Raw genomic sequence first — 15397 nt, forward strand, 5'->3', positions numbered from 1 at the left:
TCGGCGCCGAACAGGTCCTTGGCGCGGTCGATCGCGAGTTGCTCGATCACGTCGACGTGTTCGCAGCCGCCGTAGTAGCGGCGGCCGGGGTAGCCCTCGGCGTACTTGTTGGTCAGCACGGTGCCCTGGGCTTCCAGGACCGCCCGCGGAGCGAAGTTCTCCGAGGCGATCATCTCCAGGGTGGTCTGCTGACGGCGCAGTTCACGCGCGACCGCGTCGGCGACCTCGGGGTCGAGGTCGCCCAGGGTCCGGTCGGGGACCGGGACGCCGGGTGCGGTGGAAGCCAACGAGCACTCCCTTCTTTCGTTGCGCTTTACGCAACGCATTCCGTGATGCACAACACGATTGGGGATCACAGTGAGGGCTACTCGCAGGTCTGTCAAGACCCTGAAGGACTAGTTCTTGCGACTTGATCGTCGGTTAATCATGGATTGATATATCAGTAACCGCACACGGCGACCGGACCACGGTCACCGTCGTGCCTCAGCGGCCCACGTAGGCCATCCGGTCCGACAGCTCGCGCGCCCCCCGGCGCAGCTCCTCCACCACCTCGGGGATGCGCTTCTTCGACAGCCGGTACGCCGGACCGGACGCGCTGATCGCCGCGACCACCTCCTGGCCGGGCCCGAACACCGGCACGGCGATCGCGTGCAGACCCGGCTCCAGCTCCTCGAAGGAGGTGGCGTACCCGTCCTCGGCCACCTTCTTGAGGACCTCCCCCAGGTCCTGCGGATCCGTGATCGTGCGCGCCGTGTAGGACACGAGCCCCCCGTCGAGGAGCTCGTCCAGCTCACCCGGGGGCATGAAGGCCAGCAGCGCCTTGCCGCTGGCGGTCGCGTGCGACGGGGTGCGCTGGCCGATCCAGTTCTGCGCCGCCACGGCCGAGGTGCCCAGCGCCTGGCTGACGTTGATCGCGTTCGCCGAGTCGAGCACCGCGACGTTCACCGTCTCGCCGAGGCGGCCGGCCAGCTCCTCGCACACCGGGTTGCCGACCTGGACTATGTCGAGCTGACCGGCCACGGCACCGGCGAACCGCAGCATGCCGATGCCGATGCTGAATCTGCCGCGTTCCCCGTGTTGCTCCACGAGCCGTCTGGCCTGGAGGGTGTAGACCAGCCGCGACACGGTGGACTTGTGCACCCCCAGCTCGGCGGCGATCTCCGTGACGCCCCTCTCGCCCCGCGCGAGGAGCTCCAGGATGGTGATCGCGCGGTCCACCGACTGGACGACCGCCGGCTCGCGTTCCTCTGTGATTTCTTTGTTGCTCATAGTGCAACTATAACCGATTGGCGCAACTTGCCGAAAATTCGCCCCCGCACGCCTTGACGGAGCGTCGATCCCGCTTTCATCATTGTGTTGCGTATCGAACAAGTTGTTCTGCATAGCGCAACGGAGGGCGTGATGATCCCAGCATGTGCCGTGACGGACCTGCCCGAGGGTGAGGCGGTCCGCGTCATGGGCGAAGTCCCGATCGCGGTCTTCAACGTCGGCGGCCGGATCTACGCCATCGACGACACGTGCAGCCACCAGGACGCCTCGCTCTCCGAGGGGTGGCTCGAAGGATGCTTCATCGAGTGCCCGCTGCACGCGGCCAGCTTCGACCTGCGCACGGGCATGCCCACCGGCGCCCCCGCCAAGAAGCCGGTCCGCACCCACTCGGTCGTGATCCAGGACGGCGTGATCCACGTGGTCCCGCAGAACCAGGAGGCAGTCGTATGAGAACCGTTGCTGTCGTCGGGGCCTCGCTGGCGGGGCTGCGCGCGGTCGAGGAGCTCAGGTCACAGGGTTTCGACGGCCGGATCGCGGTCATCGGCGACGAGCCGCACCAGCCCTACGACCGCCCGCCGCTGTCGAAGGCCTACCTCGCGGGCGCCTGCGCGCCCGAGAGCCTGCGGCTGGCCGACCGGTCCGAGACGGACGAGCTGGCCGCGGAGTGGCGGCTCGGGGTCCGCGCCGCGTCCCTGGACCCCCTCACCCGGTCGGTCCGGCTGTCCGACGGGGAGGAGATCGCCGCGGACGGCGTGGTCATCGCCACCGGCGGCCGGGCCCGCCCGCTCCCCGGTTCGGAGGGCCTGGCCGGGGTGCACACCGTCCGGACGCTCGACGACGCGGCGGCACTGCGCGCCGACCTGGAGAACAGCTCCACGGGTGTGGTGGTGATCGGCGCCGGCTGGATCGGCTCCGAGGTCGCCTCGACCTGCCACGCGCTCGGGCGGCCGGTGACCGTCGTCGAGGCGAACCCGGCACCGCTCGCCCGCGTCCTGGGCCCGGCCATGGGCTCGGTCTGCGCGGCGCTGCACACCGACCACGGCGTGGCCCTGCGCACCGGTGTGGGCGTGCGGTCCCTGACCTGGACGGGCTTTGGCCCGTGGAAGCGCGTCACCGGTGTGGACCTGGCCGACGGCACGCACCTGCCCGCGGACGTGGTCGTGGTCGGCATCGGCATGCTGCCCAACACCGAGTGGCTCGCCGGGTCCGGGATCCCCGTCGAGAACGGTGTGCTCTGCGACGCCGGATGCGTCACCGCGTTCCCCTCCGTGGTCGCGGTGGGCGACGTCGCCCGCTACCAGGGCCCCGACGGACCGGTGCGGCACGAGCACTGGACCAACGCCTCCGAGCAGCCCGCCACCGCCGTGCGCAACCTCCTGGCGGGCACGACGGTCGAGGAGTACCGGCCGTCCGGCTACTTCTGGTCCGACCAGTACGGCACCCGGTTGCAGGTCGCCGGTCACCCCGCCGACGCCGACGAGGTGACCGTCGTCGACGGGTCGCCGAACGACCGCCGCTTCGTCGCGGAGTACCGCCGCCGGGGAGCCCCAGTGGGCGTGCTCGCGATGAACAACCCCAAGCTGTTCGGCCGTCTGCGCCGACAGCTGCGCGACCGCGCGGCCGTGTGACCCTGTGGCCGGGTTCCTTGGGGCCGAGAGCACGGAGCGAACCCGGGGTTCCGGCTGACCACGACCCATGCGGGGCCACGGGCGACGTGGCCCCGGTTTCCACGGTGTCGAAGCCCGGTCACGACCGGCCCCGGCACCGTGGACGCACCGACCCGGCTACCCTGCCGTGAGCGCGGTGACCAGTTCGTCCAGCCCGTCGAACCGCCAGTCGAAGACGTCGGAGTCCGTCGGCGGGTCCCCCACCGGCCGACGGACGTAGGCGGTCCGCAAGCCCTGCGCCCGGGCTCCGCGCAGGTCCCAGGCGTGGGCGGCCACCATGAGCACGCGTCGGGGCGGGCATCCGGCGGCGTCGACGGCGAGCCGGTAGACCTCCGGTGCGGGTTTGTAGGCCAGGACGGCTTCGGCGGACAGGGCCTGGTGCCAGCGCAGCCCGGCGTGCGCGTTGAGCCGCGGCAGGGCGGTACGGCTGGCGTTGGAGAGACCGAACACGGGGAACCGCCGCGAGAGCCGGTCGAGAGCGGAGACGGAGTCCTGCCAGGCGGGCAGGCGTTGCCCCGCCGCCGCCAACCAGGCGATGGCCGCCGCATCGGTGAGTCCGGCCCGGTCGGCCACCCGTTGGGCGGCCTCACCGTCGATGGCCTCGCTGTTGGCGTAGGCGCGGTGTCCCTGCCCGATGCGTCGCTGCTCGACCTCGACATGGCGCTGCCACACGGTGAGCAGCTCATCGACCAGGGCGTCCCCGGCCCCGGGCACCGCGTCGCGAATCCCCCTCCGGAGCCCGCCGGGTTCGTCGACCAGCGTTCCGAGGACATCGAGGACGACCACCTCGATGTCACCGATCTCCACCATGCGTTCCCCCGCCCATACCAGAGTCACCACCTCAACAGGTGACGATTCTTGCCCCCAACAGCGTCACCGGTCAAGATGGTGACGTGAATTTCGTGTTCGTGAGCGGCGATCCGGCCCTCGACCTGACCGGCACCGTGGGGTCACGTCGGCACCAGCCCGTCGACGCCCTGGCCACGCCCGCGGACCTGGAGCGGTGGGTGGCCGAGTGCGCCGGGCTGCCCGACCGGGTGACCGTAGACCCGGCTGGCTTGGGGGCCGCGCTGTCGCTGCGGGAGGCGGTCTACCGCCTCGCCCTCGACCGCGTGCTCGATCGGCCCTTCGACCCGGACAGCCTCAGGGTCGTCAACACCGCGGCCGCCGGTCCGGTACCCGCGGTCGAGCTCGGTGACGCGGGTCTGCGCGTGTCGGGGGAGCTCGAAGCGGTGCTCTCCCAGATCGCCAGAAGCGGTATCGCGGTACTCGCCGATCCGCACGCCCGCCTCAAGGAGTGCGGTCGCACCGGCTGCACCCGTATCTACCTCGACCGCTCGCGCGGCGCCCGGCGCAGCTGGTGCGGGATGAACGCGTGCGGCAACCGCGTCAAGGCCGCGGCCTACCGGGCCCGCAGACGGGCCTCGACCACCGCCGAGGGCCGTGAGCACGGGGGAAGTGTCTGACGCTGATGCTCGCAGGGCCCCGTTCCGGCGGTCGCCGCGTCGGCCCTCCCCGCTGGGGAGGTGGTCATGGTCGGTGCACACCGGCGGGCGTACAGGATTGCTGCTCGCACGCCCCGGGCAGCGCAACGGCCGCCGAGGCCGAGCCGCGCGGCCAGGGCGGGGCACCGCACGGGAAGCCCGGGTCTGAGCCCTCCCGCCGGGGAGGAGAGCCCAGACGTGCCGAGGGGACGGGAGGTCCTGGAGGGAGGCGGCCTTGAGAAGAGAATCTCCAGAGAAATCCGGCGACCTGCTCTGGGCCGACGGCCTCTCCTGGTGGAACAAGGCGCAGGATTACGCGAGCCACCCGGACCGCCGGAACGATGTGATCATTGAATCCGCCCTTCGCACTCCAGACGATTTCGAGAACTATGTCAAGGCGGTGGCCAAGTACGACGTCGACCGCTATGTCGATCCGGAGATCCATAACGAATGCTACGCAGGTGTGGAACGCGTCGCGAAAGCCATTGATTCGGGTGAGCTGGGAGAAGTTAATACCGTGTTCTTCCAGCGCGGTGGAGCATCGAACACTCCAGCCCAGGGGATGAGTGCGATCGAACGACCCAAAAAGGAGAGAAGTACTCCGTTCAACTTACAGGAGTCGATGGTTTTCACAAAAACCCAGGAGCAGATAAGAAATACAATCACCAGGAGCAAGAACTTCGATCCACGCGAGAAGCGCAAGCTTTTTGGTGAGTTGGATACCATCGACGAGAAGGCCCAACCTCTGATGAGGTCCAGTGCCTCCGAACTGTCGAGGGTCGCCCCGACGGCGCGCGACCGGGGCGACCCCTCCTCAGGTGCTCACAGCAGTTTGTCCAGCGTGATCGGCAGGTCGCGGACCCGCTTGCCGGTCGCGTTGAACACCGCGTTGGCGACCGCGGCAGCGGCGCCGGTGATGCCGATCTCCCCCACGCCGTGCGCACCCAGGGGGGCGTGCTCGTCGGGAACGTCGATGTGGCTGACGTCGATGTGCGGCACGTCCAGGTGCGCCGGGACGTGGTATCCCGCCAGCGACCGGTTCACCACGCGTCCCGTGCGCTCGTCGAACACCGTCTCCTCGGTCAGCGCCGCCCCGATGCCCATGACGATCCCGCCGCGGATCTGGCTGGTGGCCGTCGCGGGGTTGATGATCCGGCCGCAGTCGAACACCCCGAGCCACCGGGACACGTGCACCTCACCGGTCCGCTCGTGCACCCTGACCTCGCAGAACTGCGCACCGTAGGAGGCCATGGAGTACTCCGAGAGCTCCGTGGGCACGGAGCCCTGGCCCTCGGCCTCGACGAAGTCCCTGCCCGCCCGGCCCAGGATGGCCTCGTAGGTCTCACCGCGTCCGTCGTCGGTGCGGTACAGGCCGCCGTCCCGCGCCTCGACGTCCTCGTAGGCCACGTCCGTCAGCGGCGACCCACCGTCCTCGACCGCGATCTTGAGCAGCTCGCGGTGGAGGTCCTCGACCCCGGCCCGCACCGCCGCCACCGCGCTCCCGGTCTGGCTCGATCCCCCTGCGGACAGCGCGCCGCCGGGCAGTGCCGAGTCGCCGTACTCGAACGCGACACGGTCGATCGGCAGGCCGAGGCTCTCCGCGGCGTGCTGGAGTTGCGCGGTGGCGGTGCCCATGCCCATCTCGTTGGCCGCCGTCCGCACCAGCGCCGTGCCGTCCGACCACAGACGCACGAGGGCGGTCCCGGGAAACCGGAAGACCGGGTAGAAGGCGGTCGCCACACCCTGCCCGACGAGCCAGTCCCCGTCCCGCCGCGAGCGCGGTTCGGCGGAACGTTCGTCCCACCCGAACAGCTTCGCGCCGCGCTCGTAGGCCTGGGCCAGGTTGCGGGCCGAGAACTCCGCTCCCGTGGTCGGATCCGTCTCCGGCTCGTTCATCCGTCGCAGGTCGATCGGGTCCATCCCCAGGGCGTGGGCGAGCTCGTCGACCGCCGACTCCAGCGCGAACGTGCCGATCGACTCGCCGGGCGCGCGCATCCAGCTGTTGGCCACCGTGTCGAGACAGACCATCCGCTGTCCGATGTCCACGGCCTCCACACGCCACAGGTGTCGGCTGAGGAGGGAGAACTGCTCCGGGTAGCGCGCGTGCGTCGTGGTCGCGGACACGCCGGTGTGGATGAGCGCGGTGAACCTCCCGTCCTCGTCCGATCCCAGCGCGACACGCTGTTCGCAGCGTGGTCGGCCGCCGACGATACGGAAGACCTCCTCACGCGACAGGACCAGGCGCACGGGACGGCCGACGATTCTGGCCGCGGCGGCGCACAGCGGCGTGTGGCTCCACACCGGCCACTTGCCGCCGAACCCGCCGCCGACGAACGGCGCCAGAACCCGGACGCGTTCCGGCGCGATCCCGAACATCGTCGCCAGGACGTGCTGCGCCCCGATGACGAACTGCGTGGAGTCGAAGACCGTCAGGGAGCCGTCGTCCCAGGCGGCGACCGTCGCGTGGGGCTCCAGGGCGCTCTGGTTGTGCCACGGCGTCCGGTAGACGTGGTCGACGCTGGCCGCCGCGAAGGACAGCTCCCGCTCGGCGTCGCCGAGCGCGATTTCGGGCGGTTCGCCGAGCACGTGCGGCGGCACGACGGCGTCGGCCCTGGCGTCGTCGAACGACACGACCGGTGTCCGCTCGTCGTAGCTCACGCGCACGAGCGACGCCGCGTGCTCGGCCTGGTCTGGTGTCTCCGCGACGACCACCGCCACCGGTTGGCCGTTCCAGTGGACGTCGGCGTCCTGCATCACGGGCAGGTCGCTCGCCGACATCCCTCCCTCCCAGTTCTCCAGGTCCAGCAGCGGCGGCCGCGCCATCCCGACGTTGTTCTCGTGGGTGATGACGGCGACCACCCCCGGCGCGCTCTCCGCCTCGGCGGCGTCGATCCCCGTGATCCGGCCCCTGGCGATCGTGCTGCACACGAGCCGTGCGTGGGCCAGGCCGTCGGGTCGGTACTCCGCCGCGAACCGGGCCGTCCCGGTGACCTTCGCCAACCCGTCGACGCGCGGGACCGGCTGACCGACGTAGCGGCCGCCGGGCGGTTGCGGCACCCGGTCCGCCGCGTAGCCGACCACCGTCTCCGCGGTCTGCTGTCCTTCCCTCACCGTGCGCCTCCCCGTTCGAGCAGTCCGAGCAGCACCTCGACGATCGTCCGCCGCGCGAGTTCGATCTTGAACGCGTTGCCCGCGTGGCCCCGGGCGGCGGCGAGCTCGGCGGCCGCCGCCTCGCGCAGGGTCTCCTCGGTGGCCGGGGCCTCGCGCAGGACCTCCTCGGCGGCCCGGGCACGCCAGGGCCGGTGCGCGACACCGCCCAGGGCGAGCCGGGCCCCGGTGATCCGGTCGCCGTCGGACTCCACCGCCGCGGCCACGCTGACCAGTGCGAAGGCGTAACTGCGCCGGTCCCGCACCTTGCGGTACACCGACGTTGCGGCCAGCGGCAGGGCCGGGACCTCGACCGCGATGATCAGCTCGTCGGACCGCAGCTCGGTCTCCACGTGCGGCGTGTCACCCGGGAGCCGGTGGAAGCCGGCGAAGGGGATCGTCCGGCCGCCCTCGGGCCCCTCCACCCGCACGGTGGCGTCGAGCGCGGCCAGCGCGACGCACATGTCGGAGGGGTGCGTGGCGATACAGGACGCGGAGGCGCCGAGGACCGCGTGGTCGCGGTTGTGTCCCCCGACGGCGTCGCAGCCGTCGCCGGGGGTGCGCTTGTTGCACCGCGCGGCCAGGTCGTAGAAGTAGGGGCACCGGGTGCGCTGCATCAGGTTGCCGCCCACGGTGGCCATGTTGCGGATCTGCCCGGAGGCCCCGAACAGGATCGACTGCGCCAGGAACGGGTAGCGTTCGCGTACCGCCGGATGGTTGGCCAGGGCGGTGTTGCGCACCATGGAGCCGATCGACAGCCCGCCGTCCGGGAGTTCCTCGATCCGGTCCAGGGGCAGGGCGGTGACGTCGATGACCGCGCCGGGCCGCTCCACGTTCTCGCGCATCAGGTCGACCAGGTTGGTACCGCCGCCGAGGAACCGCGCCTCCGGTTGCCGCGCCATGAGCTCGACGGCGGTCTCCACGTCGGCGGGCCTGGTGTAGGTGAAGTCCCTCATCGGCCCACCCCGTCGGCGAAGGTCTCGCGGACCGCGTCGTGGATGCCGACGTAGGCGCCGCAGCGGCAGAGGTTGCCGCTCATCCGCTCCTTGACCTCCTCCTCGGAGAGGTCGATGTCCCGGGCCGCCATGTCGCGGGTCACGGCGCTCGGCAGTCCGTCCCTGAACTCGTTGACCATCCCGATCGCCGAGCAGATCTGACCAGGGGTGCAGTACCCGCACTGGAAGCCGTCGTTGGCGATGAACGCGGCCTGGAGGGGGTGCGGCTCCCCGTCCCGCGCCAGCCCCTCGACCGTGGTGATGTCGCGCCCCTCGTACTGCACCGCCAGGGCGAGGCAGGAGACGACGCGCCGGTCGTCGACCAGCACCGTACAGGCGCCGCAGGCTCCCTGGTTGCAGCCCTTCTTGGTGCCGGTGAGACCGAGGTGTTCACGCAGCGCGTCGAGCAGGGACACGCGCGGTTCGATCCGCAGTTCACGCGGTTCTGCGTTGACCCGGAGCATCAGTGTCACCGATGTGTCGCCGGGTGGGCCTGAGCGTTGTTCCGTGCCGTTCCCGCGTGCGTCCATGTGTTCCCCTCGATACCGGGCATGCCCGGGGCACGCCCGTCTCCGTAGCGCTCCAACGGGGTGACAGTAACCGTGCGTGATCGGGATATCGATGAGGATCAACAGCGTGTCCGGGGTGCCCGTGTCGGATCCGGATGCTCAGGCGAGGGGGTCGCGCGGGTCGGGGCCCGAGTTCCACAGCCGCGCGGCCTCGTCGATGAGTGCCCGCCCCCTGACCGCCTCGGCCCCGGCCACGGCACCGAGCGTGACCAGGACGGCGTCGTGGCCGCCCGCCTCGACCAGGGTCGGCGCGTGCTCGTCGAGGTAGGCCCGCAGGGCCACGCCGTCCTGGTGTTCGCCGAGCACCTCCTGGAGGTGGGAGGCCCACCTGCGCACGCGTTTGGCGCGTTTGCCCAGGACGGGGGCGGCGAGTGTGGCGGCGTAGCGGGCGCGCTTGGCGGCCTTGCGGACGTCGTGCCAGGCGGTCAGTCGGGTGTCGGCGTCCTCGGCGGCCGCCGCTCGGTCGTGGGCGGCGGACATCCGGCGGCAGGCCCCGACGAGGTCGGCGGCCAGGACGGGACGCGCCCCGCGGCGGGCCGCCTCGGTGAGCGGCGGGTCGGCGCGCAGCCGGTCCAGGGCCTCCAGCAGCGCGAAGTAGCGCGGGCCGGACAGTTCCTCGGTGATCCGCTCCATCTCGGTGGCGCGGTGGTCGTCGACGGCGCGCAGCCAGGTGTCGGTGGACCGGTGCCCGGCGACGCGTTCGGGAAGGTCGTCGATCCACCGCGCGCAGCGGTCCCGGAGGACCTCCAGGTCCCGCGCCAGACCCAGCACGCGCGCCAGGCGGCGGAGTTCGTCGGCGACCGGCCGGGTGGACCCGCGGTCCAGGACGGAGGGGAACACCTGGAGCACGGCGCGGATCCGGCGGGTGGCCACCCGCATCTGGTGCACGGCGTCGGGTTCGTCCAGGCGGACCCTGGGGTCGTGGGTGAGCAGGTGCTCGACCTGGTCCCACAGGTAGGCCAGGACCACGTCGCCCGCGGTGTCGCCCCGGGGGCGGGGCACGGGTGGGGGGACGCGGTCGCCGAGCACCGTGAGGAGTTTGCTGCCGGTCGCGGAGGGGGTGGCTCCGGCCGAGGTCAGGCGCCGACCGATGTCGTGCTGGAGTTCCCGGCCGCCCGAGGCGAGTTCGATCTCGATCTCCCGCCAGGCGGTGGTGGTGGTCGTCTGGCCGGTGACCGTGTCGTCGGCGACCAGGGCGAGGGGCTCGCCGGCGGTGTCGCGCAGCTCGTACTCGGTGCGCCGGGTGCTGATCCGGGCGACCGGGCGCAGGGGTTCTCCCCGGGCCGCCGAGGCCGCGAGCACGGCCAGTTCGGCGGGGACGGTGTCGGTGTCCCCGCCCAGCGGGACGTGGAACTCGCGTTTGGCGTCCGGGCCCCAGGGGATCTTCAGGTGCCATCCGGCGTCCGTTCCCCCGGTGCGTCGGCGCAGTGTGATGCGGCGCGCGGCCAGGCTCAGGGCGTCGGTGTCGTAGTAGGTGGCGTCCAGCTCGTGCGAGCTCTGCCCCATCCCGCCGGGCGCGAGGTCGGCCAGGTCGGGCAGTCGTGTACGGGTGTCGGCCGAGTAGGTGGTCTCGATCTCGATGTGGTCGGGCACCGGCGGTACACCTCCGGCGTCGTCCCGCCCCGAGGGGCCGGGGCGGGTGGTGGTTCCTCGTTTCCTAGCACGTACCCGCACGGAGCCGGGGGAAAGGTGCCATGACGGGTTTCGGCTCCGTTTCCGCAGGCGGGGGGAGGTTCCGGAAGGCCGTGGCACGCGCCCGGGCCGCGCCGACCGCCAAGAGCCGGGAACGGAACGGCAAGGACTCGACGGGAGGCCGCGGTGCCTTCCGGCGGGCGGTGTGGAGCCCGGGGTAGGAAGGCGTGGTAGCCACGCCCGCCGACCACGGCGGCGGGCCCGACACGAGAGGCACACCGCCATGCCCCACCCCGACGTCACCGACCGGGCGGTACGCGATCTGATCGAGGCGATCAACGCGGGCGACCGCGAGGCCTTCGCCGAGGCACTCACCCCCGACGCCACGATGTCCGACGACGGGTCCGAGCGCGATCTGTTCCAGTGGGCGGAGAAGGAGATCTTCTCCGCCCGCGGCCGTATGACCGTCGTCTCCGCGAGCGAGGAGGGGCGGTCCCTGGTCGCCGACTACCGCAACGACACCTGGGGCGCGATGAAGACCCGCTGGCGGTTCACGGTGACCAACGGGAAGGTCTCCAGGTTCGACACCGGCCAGGGCTGACTCCGCCTCCGTGCCGGTTACCCTCGGCAAACGGACAGACCAGGATTCTTCGCCCGCCCCCTCTCCGCCTGGGGTCGCGGGCGGCCAGCGTGGCGGGGGCCGGGAACCCCGCACACCGACGTCGGAGTCACCGTGGCAGCCGCACAGCACCGCCCCACGATCCGCCCCGCGGCCGAGGCGGACCTCGACGGGCTCCAGGCTCTCGCCCGCCGCACGATCAGCGCCGGTTACCGCGGCTTCCTCGGCGACGAGGGGGTGGACTGGTTCATCGGAAAGCGGCGCCTCGGACACCTACGTCAGGGAGCAGATCCCGCGGGGCGGCATGTACTGCCTCTGCGGGGACGACCTGGTCGTCGGGTTCTCCGTTCTCGACGGCCCCGCGGTCGACCTGATGATGATCGACTCGGACCACCACCGCCGGGGACTGGGCCGCCTCCTGCTGCGGCACGCGGAGGAGACACTCTTGGCCCGGTACCGGGCCGTCCGGCTCCAGAGCTTCGTCGGCGACACCGCGGCCGACACGTTCCACGAGGCCTGCGGGTGGTCACGCGGGAACCGGCCGGACGGCGAGGGGCCCGCCAAGATCGAGTACACCAAGGGCGGCGCGTCGGCGTAGGCGTCGGGCACCGCCCGGGAGCGCGGTCGGCGTCGGGACGGCGGCACCGGCGGCGCGACCCCTCACTCCGGCCACCGCTCCTCCAGCCGCGCCACGTAGTCGTCGACCACCCCCTCGGCGTGCTCGCGGGTGACGCCCCCGGCCATCAGGAGTGATCCGAGCCCGTGGGCGAGGGCCATGACCTCCGTGGCGATCCGCCCCGCCCGCCCGGCGTCCACCCGCGCGTCCGCCGCGATGATCCCGGCGAGGTGGTCGGCGAGTTCCCGCAGGTGGTCCCGGTAGGCGGTCGTGGCGGCGTCGGGCCTGGTGATCGCCAGCAGTTCGAGACAGACGCCGACCCGGTGGAACGCGCGGCCGTCCTCGTCGACGGGCAGCGCCTCGTCGAGGAACGCCCGGACCGCCGCCACCGCCGCGCCCTCGCCCCGTGCCGCCGTCCGGTCCCGCCACCGCCGCAGGCTCCGGTCCGCGAGGCGTTCGAGCGCCGCCGTCAGGAGCCGTTCCTTGGACTCTCCGTAGTACTGCACCAGGCGCAGCGACACCCCCGCCTCGGCCGCGACCGCGCGCATGGTGACCGCGTGCAGGCCCTCCCGGCCGAGCAGGCGCTCCACGGCGTCCAGGATCTGCTCACGGCGCTGCGTCTCCGACACTCCGGCTCCCTCCGACACACCGATGATACGCTCGTATCAAGTTGATACAGGCGTATCAAGGAGGTTGTGTGGCGATCACTCCCCGAACGCTCGCGCTCTGGGTCGCGTGCGTGTCCCAACTCCTGGTCGTGCTGGACGTCTCCGTGGTCAACGTGGCTCTCCCCTCGATCCGCGCCGACCTCGCCACCGGCCCGACGCTGACCCCCTGGATCGCGCTCGCCTACAGCCTCGGTTTCGCGGGGGCGCTGCTGGTCGGCGCACGGCTGGCCGACGTCCTCGGCACCGGACGGGTCCTGCTGTGGGGCCTGGGCGCGTTCACCCTGGCCAGCACGGTGGGCGGGCTCGCCGCCGACGGATCGGTCCTGGTCGGCGCGCGCGCCGTCCAGGGGCTCTGCGCGGCCGTCGTCTCACCGGCCACCTTCACCCTGCTCACCACCACGTACCCGGAGGGCCCGAGCCGGACACGGGCCGTCGCCGTGTGGACGGCCGTCAGTCTGGCCGGAGGGGGTGTCGGCAACATCCTCGGCGGCGCCCTCACCGAACTGGTCTCCTGGCGCGCGGTGCTGCTGGTCAACCTGCCCGTCGGCCTGGCCGTCCTCGCCGGGGCGGCCGTCCTGCACCGGCACGCGCCCGCCGTCCCCGGGCGCGGGCGGCTCGACCTGGTCGGCGCGGTCCTGGCGACCGGCGGTTTCACCTGCGCGACCTACGCGCTGTCCGCGGCGGGCGGCCACGCGAGCCCCGTGTGGGCGGGTACCGCGGCCGTCACGGGTGCGGTGCTGTTCGTCCTGCTCGGCGCGCAGCAGCGCCGGACCGCCCATCGGCTGGTGCCACGGGGGCTGCTGCGCAACCGGCTCGTGGTGCGCGGGAACGTCGCCGTCGCGTTGACCGCCACCTGTTTCCAGGTGGGACTGTGGTACTTCCTCACCTACCGGATGCAGGGGCCGATGGGGTTCTCCCCCCTGCGGGCGGGCCTCGGCTTCCTGCCGCTGACGGTGACCGTGCTGGTGGTCAACACCTGGATCACCCCGCGCCTGATGGCGCGTGTCCCCTCCCGGACCCTCGTCGCGCTCGGAGCCGCGACCGCCGCCGCGGGCCTGGTCTGGCAGGCGTTCGCCGCGGGAGACGCCTACGTACTCGCGGTGCTCGGACCGAGTCTGGTGGTCGGGGTCGGCGGCGGGCTGCTCAACACACCGCTGGCCACGACGGTGACCACCGGTGTCCCGGCCGAGGAGGCGGGGGCGGCCTCGGGTCTGATGAACACCGCCAAGCAGTTCGGCGGAGCGCTGGGCCTGGCCGCCGCGACCGCCGCCACCGCGCTCGCGGGCACCGACGGGGCCGCCTTCCTCCTGATGGGAGCGCTGGTCGGCACGGTCGCCCTGCTCGCGTCGCGTCTGCCCAGCCAGAGCGACCGGCGAACGTCCGGCACCCCCGCCTACGACTAGGCGGTGTTCTCGGGGCCCTCCGCTGCGCCTCGGCGCGTGTCCGGGCTCCCCGGGTGACCCGCTCCCCGCGCCTACCTCATGGGGGCGTCGTACCGCCGTGACCGACCGGTGTCACGGGTGGGGGACATCACGAGCTGGAGCCGGGTGGAGGGTGACTCCGTCGCGGCGCACAGGGGACCACGGGCATCCGCGCAGGGACCGAACCGGATCCAGGCCAGCTCCCGCACCCGGTTCCGGTCGAGGGCGAGCAGACTGCGCGCGCCCGGCGCGAACGCCGCCGGACCGTGCCGGGCGGCCGAGCGCAGCCGCCGCCAGCGCCGCGAATGCGCCCGGTGGCTGCGTTCGGTCACCCGCCGACCCCGCGCGTTCTGCCCGCTCCGGGCCTCCTGGGGGGTGGCGTCGATCATCAGCACGTGCACCTCGTACCGGCGGAGCCGGCAGAGCAGGGCGAGCAGCACGCGGACCGGGCGCCGGGTCCCGCACTCGTGCACCACCACCGGGTCGCCGCGCAGCGCCGCGGCCACCCGGGCCAGGTGCAGGACGTGCACCACCCAGCGCCACAGCGGATAGGGGACCCGGCCGAGCCGCGGCCCCAGCCGGTACCGCGACTGCAACGAGTCGATCACCCGCACACCGTCCGCGGTGAGCACGGTCCGCTCCTCGTCCCCGCGGAGCCCGAACAGCCGCCGCAGCAGGGTGCTCTTCCCGGCCCCGGGTACCCCGGCGACCAGGATCAGGGACCGCCGGGGGTAGACCACCCCGCGCACCGTCGCGTCATGCACCGTGGGCACATACCGCGCCAGTCCCTGGAACATCTTCGACAGCTCCTCAACGCCGACCTCCGCACCGGTGGGACGCGGATCCGCAGCGGCCGCGCCACCAACGTCATGACGCTACTGGGCCTCGACGGCTCCCAGGAACGCCGCGCGTCCCCGCCCGCCCCGGACAACGGCCCGTGCCCGTACCGCGTTCCGGACGGGCGCACCGGCCGCGTGCTGGTGGGCGCGGGCGGCGGCGGAGTCCACCGCGACCTCCCGGGTGATCGGCTCCCCGGCGTCGGCCCGGGCCCTGAGCTGCTCGAAGGAGCGGTGCCGGGTGCCCCGCGCAGTCGGCGGCGCGACAGCCCCGTGTCCCGTCTCCCACGGACCGGACCGTCCGGGCGGGTCCCGCCGCGGTATACCGGTCCGTGCCCGGAACCGCATGCCGTCGGTCGGCCGCCGCCCGGTGCGCACCGGCGATCGCCCGGGCGTGACGCCTCTCACAGGCGACTGCTCCGGCGCCGCCCGCCGAGCGTTTGTCAGATCTGCCCGGGTCGCGGGACCTGATCG

General features: G+C 72.4%; 14 protein-coding genes and 1 pseudogene. 6 read left to right on the top strand and 9 right to left on the bottom strand.

The window, feature by feature from the left end:
• A pseudogene (locus ACTVAJ_RS27000) lies at positions 1 to 287 on the bottom strand (serine hydroxymethyltransferase); the annotation flags it as partial.
• A 196-nt stretch (positions 288 to 483) separates the two neighbouring features.
• A complete protein-coding gene (locus tag ACTVAJ_RS27005; protein WP_470391095.1) occupies positions 484 to 1269 on the bottom strand; it encodes an IclR family transcriptional regulator in 786 nt (261 codons plus the stop codon).
• A 132-nt stretch (positions 1270 to 1401) separates the two neighbouring features.
• Here ACTVAJ_RS27005 and ACTVAJ_RS27010 point away from each other — a divergent pair, with 132 nt between their 5' ends.
• On the top strand, positions 1402 to 1719 hold the full coding sequence (locus ACTVAJ_RS27010; protein WP_470391096.1) for a bifunctional 3-phenylpropionate/cinnamic acid dioxygenase ferredoxin subunit: 318 nt from the start codon (positions 1402 to 1404) through the stop codon (positions 1717 to 1719).
• The gene (locus ACTVAJ_RS27015) at positions 1716 to 2897 is read left to right on the top strand and encodes an NAD(P)/FAD-dependent oxidoreductase (RefSeq protein ID WP_470391097.1); all 1182 of its coding nucleotides are present in this window, start codon (positions 1716 to 1718) and stop codon (positions 2895 to 2897) included. Before ACTVAJ_RS27010 ends, ACTVAJ_RS27015 begins: the two co-directional genes overlap by 4 nt.
• A gap of 156 nt (positions 2898 to 3053) precedes the next feature.
• On the opposite strand, the gene ACTVAJ_RS27020 is transcribed toward ACTVAJ_RS27015, so the two are convergent.
• Complete coding sequence (locus ACTVAJ_RS27020; protein WP_470391217.1) at positions 3054 to 3746, bottom strand: haloacid dehalogenase type II; 693 nt, start codon at positions 3744 to 3746, stop codon at positions 3054 to 3056.
• Between the two features lie 83 nt (positions 3747 to 3829).
• Here ACTVAJ_RS27020 and ACTVAJ_RS27025 point away from each other — a divergent pair, with 83 nt between their 5' ends.
• A complete protein-coding gene (locus ACTVAJ_RS27025; RefSeq protein ID WP_470391098.1) occupies positions 3830 to 4402 on the top strand; it encodes a CGNR zinc finger domain-containing protein in 573 nt (190 codons plus the stop codon).
• A gap of 840 nt (positions 4403 to 5242) precedes the next feature.
• Here ACTVAJ_RS27025 and ACTVAJ_RS27030 read toward each other — a convergent pair.
• From ACTVAJ_RS27030 to ACTVAJ_RS27045, 4 genes are all read right to left on the bottom strand, one after another.
• The gene (locus tag ACTVAJ_RS27030; RefSeq protein WP_470391099.1) at positions 5243 to 7531 is read right to left on the bottom strand and encodes a xanthine dehydrogenase family protein molybdopterin-binding subunit; all 2289 of its coding nucleotides are present in this window, start codon (positions 7529 to 7531) and stop codon (positions 5243 to 5245) included.
• Positions 7528 to 8523: an FAD binding domain-containing protein gene (locus tag ACTVAJ_RS27035; protein ID WP_470391100.1), complete on the bottom strand. Its 996-nt coding sequence runs from the start codon at positions 8521 to 8523 to the stop codon at positions 7528 to 7530. The genes ACTVAJ_RS27030 and ACTVAJ_RS27035 overlap by 4 nt, the downstream gene beginning before the upstream one ends.
• Positions 8520 to 9026 carry a 2Fe-2S iron-sulfur cluster-binding protein gene (locus ACTVAJ_RS27040; RefSeq protein ID WP_470391101.1) on the bottom strand — a complete coding sequence of 169 codons (507 nt, stop codon included), beginning with the start codon at positions 9024 to 9026 and terminating at the stop codon, positions 8520 to 8522. The genes ACTVAJ_RS27035 and ACTVAJ_RS27040 overlap by 4 nt, the downstream gene beginning before the upstream one ends.
• A gap of 204 nt (positions 9027 to 9230) precedes the next feature.
• Positions 9231 to 10724 carry a CYTH and CHAD domain-containing protein gene (locus tag ACTVAJ_RS27045; RefSeq protein WP_470391102.1) on the bottom strand — a complete coding sequence of 498 codons (1494 nt, stop codon included), beginning with the start codon at positions 10722 to 10724 and terminating at the stop codon, positions 9231 to 9233.
• A 322-nt stretch (positions 10725 to 11046) separates the two neighbouring features.
• Between ACTVAJ_RS27045 and ACTVAJ_RS27050 the strand changes: the two genes are divergently transcribed.
• Both ACTVAJ_RS27050 and ACTVAJ_RS27055 read left to right on the top strand, forming a co-directional pair.
• The gene (locus tag ACTVAJ_RS27050) at positions 11047 to 11364 is read left to right on the top strand and encodes a nuclear transport factor 2-like protein (RefSeq protein WP_470391103.1); all 318 of its coding nucleotides are present in this window, start codon (positions 11047 to 11049) and stop codon (positions 11362 to 11364) included.
• A gap of 10 nt (positions 11365 to 11374) precedes the next feature.
• Complete coding sequence (locus ACTVAJ_RS27055) at positions 11375 to 11980, top strand: GNAT family N-acetyltransferase (protein WP_470391104.1); 606 nt, start codon at positions 11375 to 11377, stop codon at positions 11978 to 11980.
• A gap of 62 nt (positions 11981 to 12042) precedes the next feature.
• Here ACTVAJ_RS27055 and ACTVAJ_RS27060 read toward each other — a convergent pair whose 3' ends face one another.
• Positions 12043 to 12627 carry a TetR/AcrR family transcriptional regulator gene (locus tag ACTVAJ_RS27060; RefSeq protein ID WP_470391105.1) on the bottom strand — a complete coding sequence of 195 codons (585 nt, stop codon included), beginning with the start codon at positions 12625 to 12627 and terminating at the stop codon, positions 12043 to 12045.
• Between the two features lie 68 nt (positions 12628 to 12695).
• Here ACTVAJ_RS27060 and ACTVAJ_RS27065 point away from each other — a divergent pair, with 68 nt between their 5' ends.
• Positions 12696 to 14069 carry an MFS transporter gene (locus tag ACTVAJ_RS27065; protein WP_470391106.1) on the top strand — a complete coding sequence of 458 codons (1374 nt, stop codon included), beginning with the start codon at positions 12696 to 12698 and terminating at the stop codon, positions 14067 to 14069.
• A 71-nt stretch (positions 14070 to 14140) separates the two neighbouring features.
• Here the strand turns inward: ACTVAJ_RS27065 and ACTVAJ_RS27070 are convergent, their stop codons facing one another.
• Positions 14141 to 14884 carry an AAA family ATPase gene (locus ACTVAJ_RS27070; protein WP_470391107.1) on the bottom strand — a complete coding sequence of 248 codons (744 nt, stop codon included), beginning with the start codon at positions 14882 to 14884 and terminating at the stop codon, positions 14141 to 14143.
• Positions 14885 to 15397: the final 513 nt, after the last annotated feature.

The sequence above is a fragment of the Nocardiopsis sp. KDC1DS13DA1 genome (genome assembly GCF_055632325.1).

Coding starts and splice junctions, on each gene's coding strand:
- ACTVAJ_RS27050 (WP_470391103.1), top strand. CDS start 11,047: ATGCCCCACCCCGACGTCACCGACCGGGCGGTACGCGATCTGATCGAG.
- ACTVAJ_RS27035 (WP_470391100.1), bottom strand. CDS start 8,523: ATGAGGGACTTCACCTACACCAGGCCCGCCGACGTGGAGACCGCCGTC.
- ACTVAJ_RS27070 (WP_470391107.1), bottom strand. CDS start 14,884: ATGTTCCAGGGACTGGCGCGGTATGTGCCCACGGTGCATGACGCGACG.
- ACTVAJ_RS27020 (WP_470391217.1), bottom strand. CDS start 3,746: ATGGTGGAGATCGGTGACATCGAGGTGGTCGTCCTCGATGTCCTCGGA.
- ACTVAJ_RS27010 (WP_470391096.1), top strand. CDS start 1,402: ATGATCCCAGCATGTGCCGTGACGGACCTGCCCGAGGGTGAGGCGGTC.
- ACTVAJ_RS27015 (WP_470391097.1), top strand. CDS start 1,716: ATGAGAACCGTTGCTGTCGTCGGGGCCTCGCTGGCGGGGCTGCGCGCG.
- ACTVAJ_RS27005 (WP_470391095.1), bottom strand. CDS start 1,269: ATGAGCAACAAAGAAATCACAGAGGAACGCGAGCCGGCGGTCGTCCAG.
- ACTVAJ_RS27040 (WP_470391101.1), bottom strand. CDS start 9,026: ATGCTCCGGGTCAACGCAGAACCGCGTGAACTGCGGATCGAACCGCGC.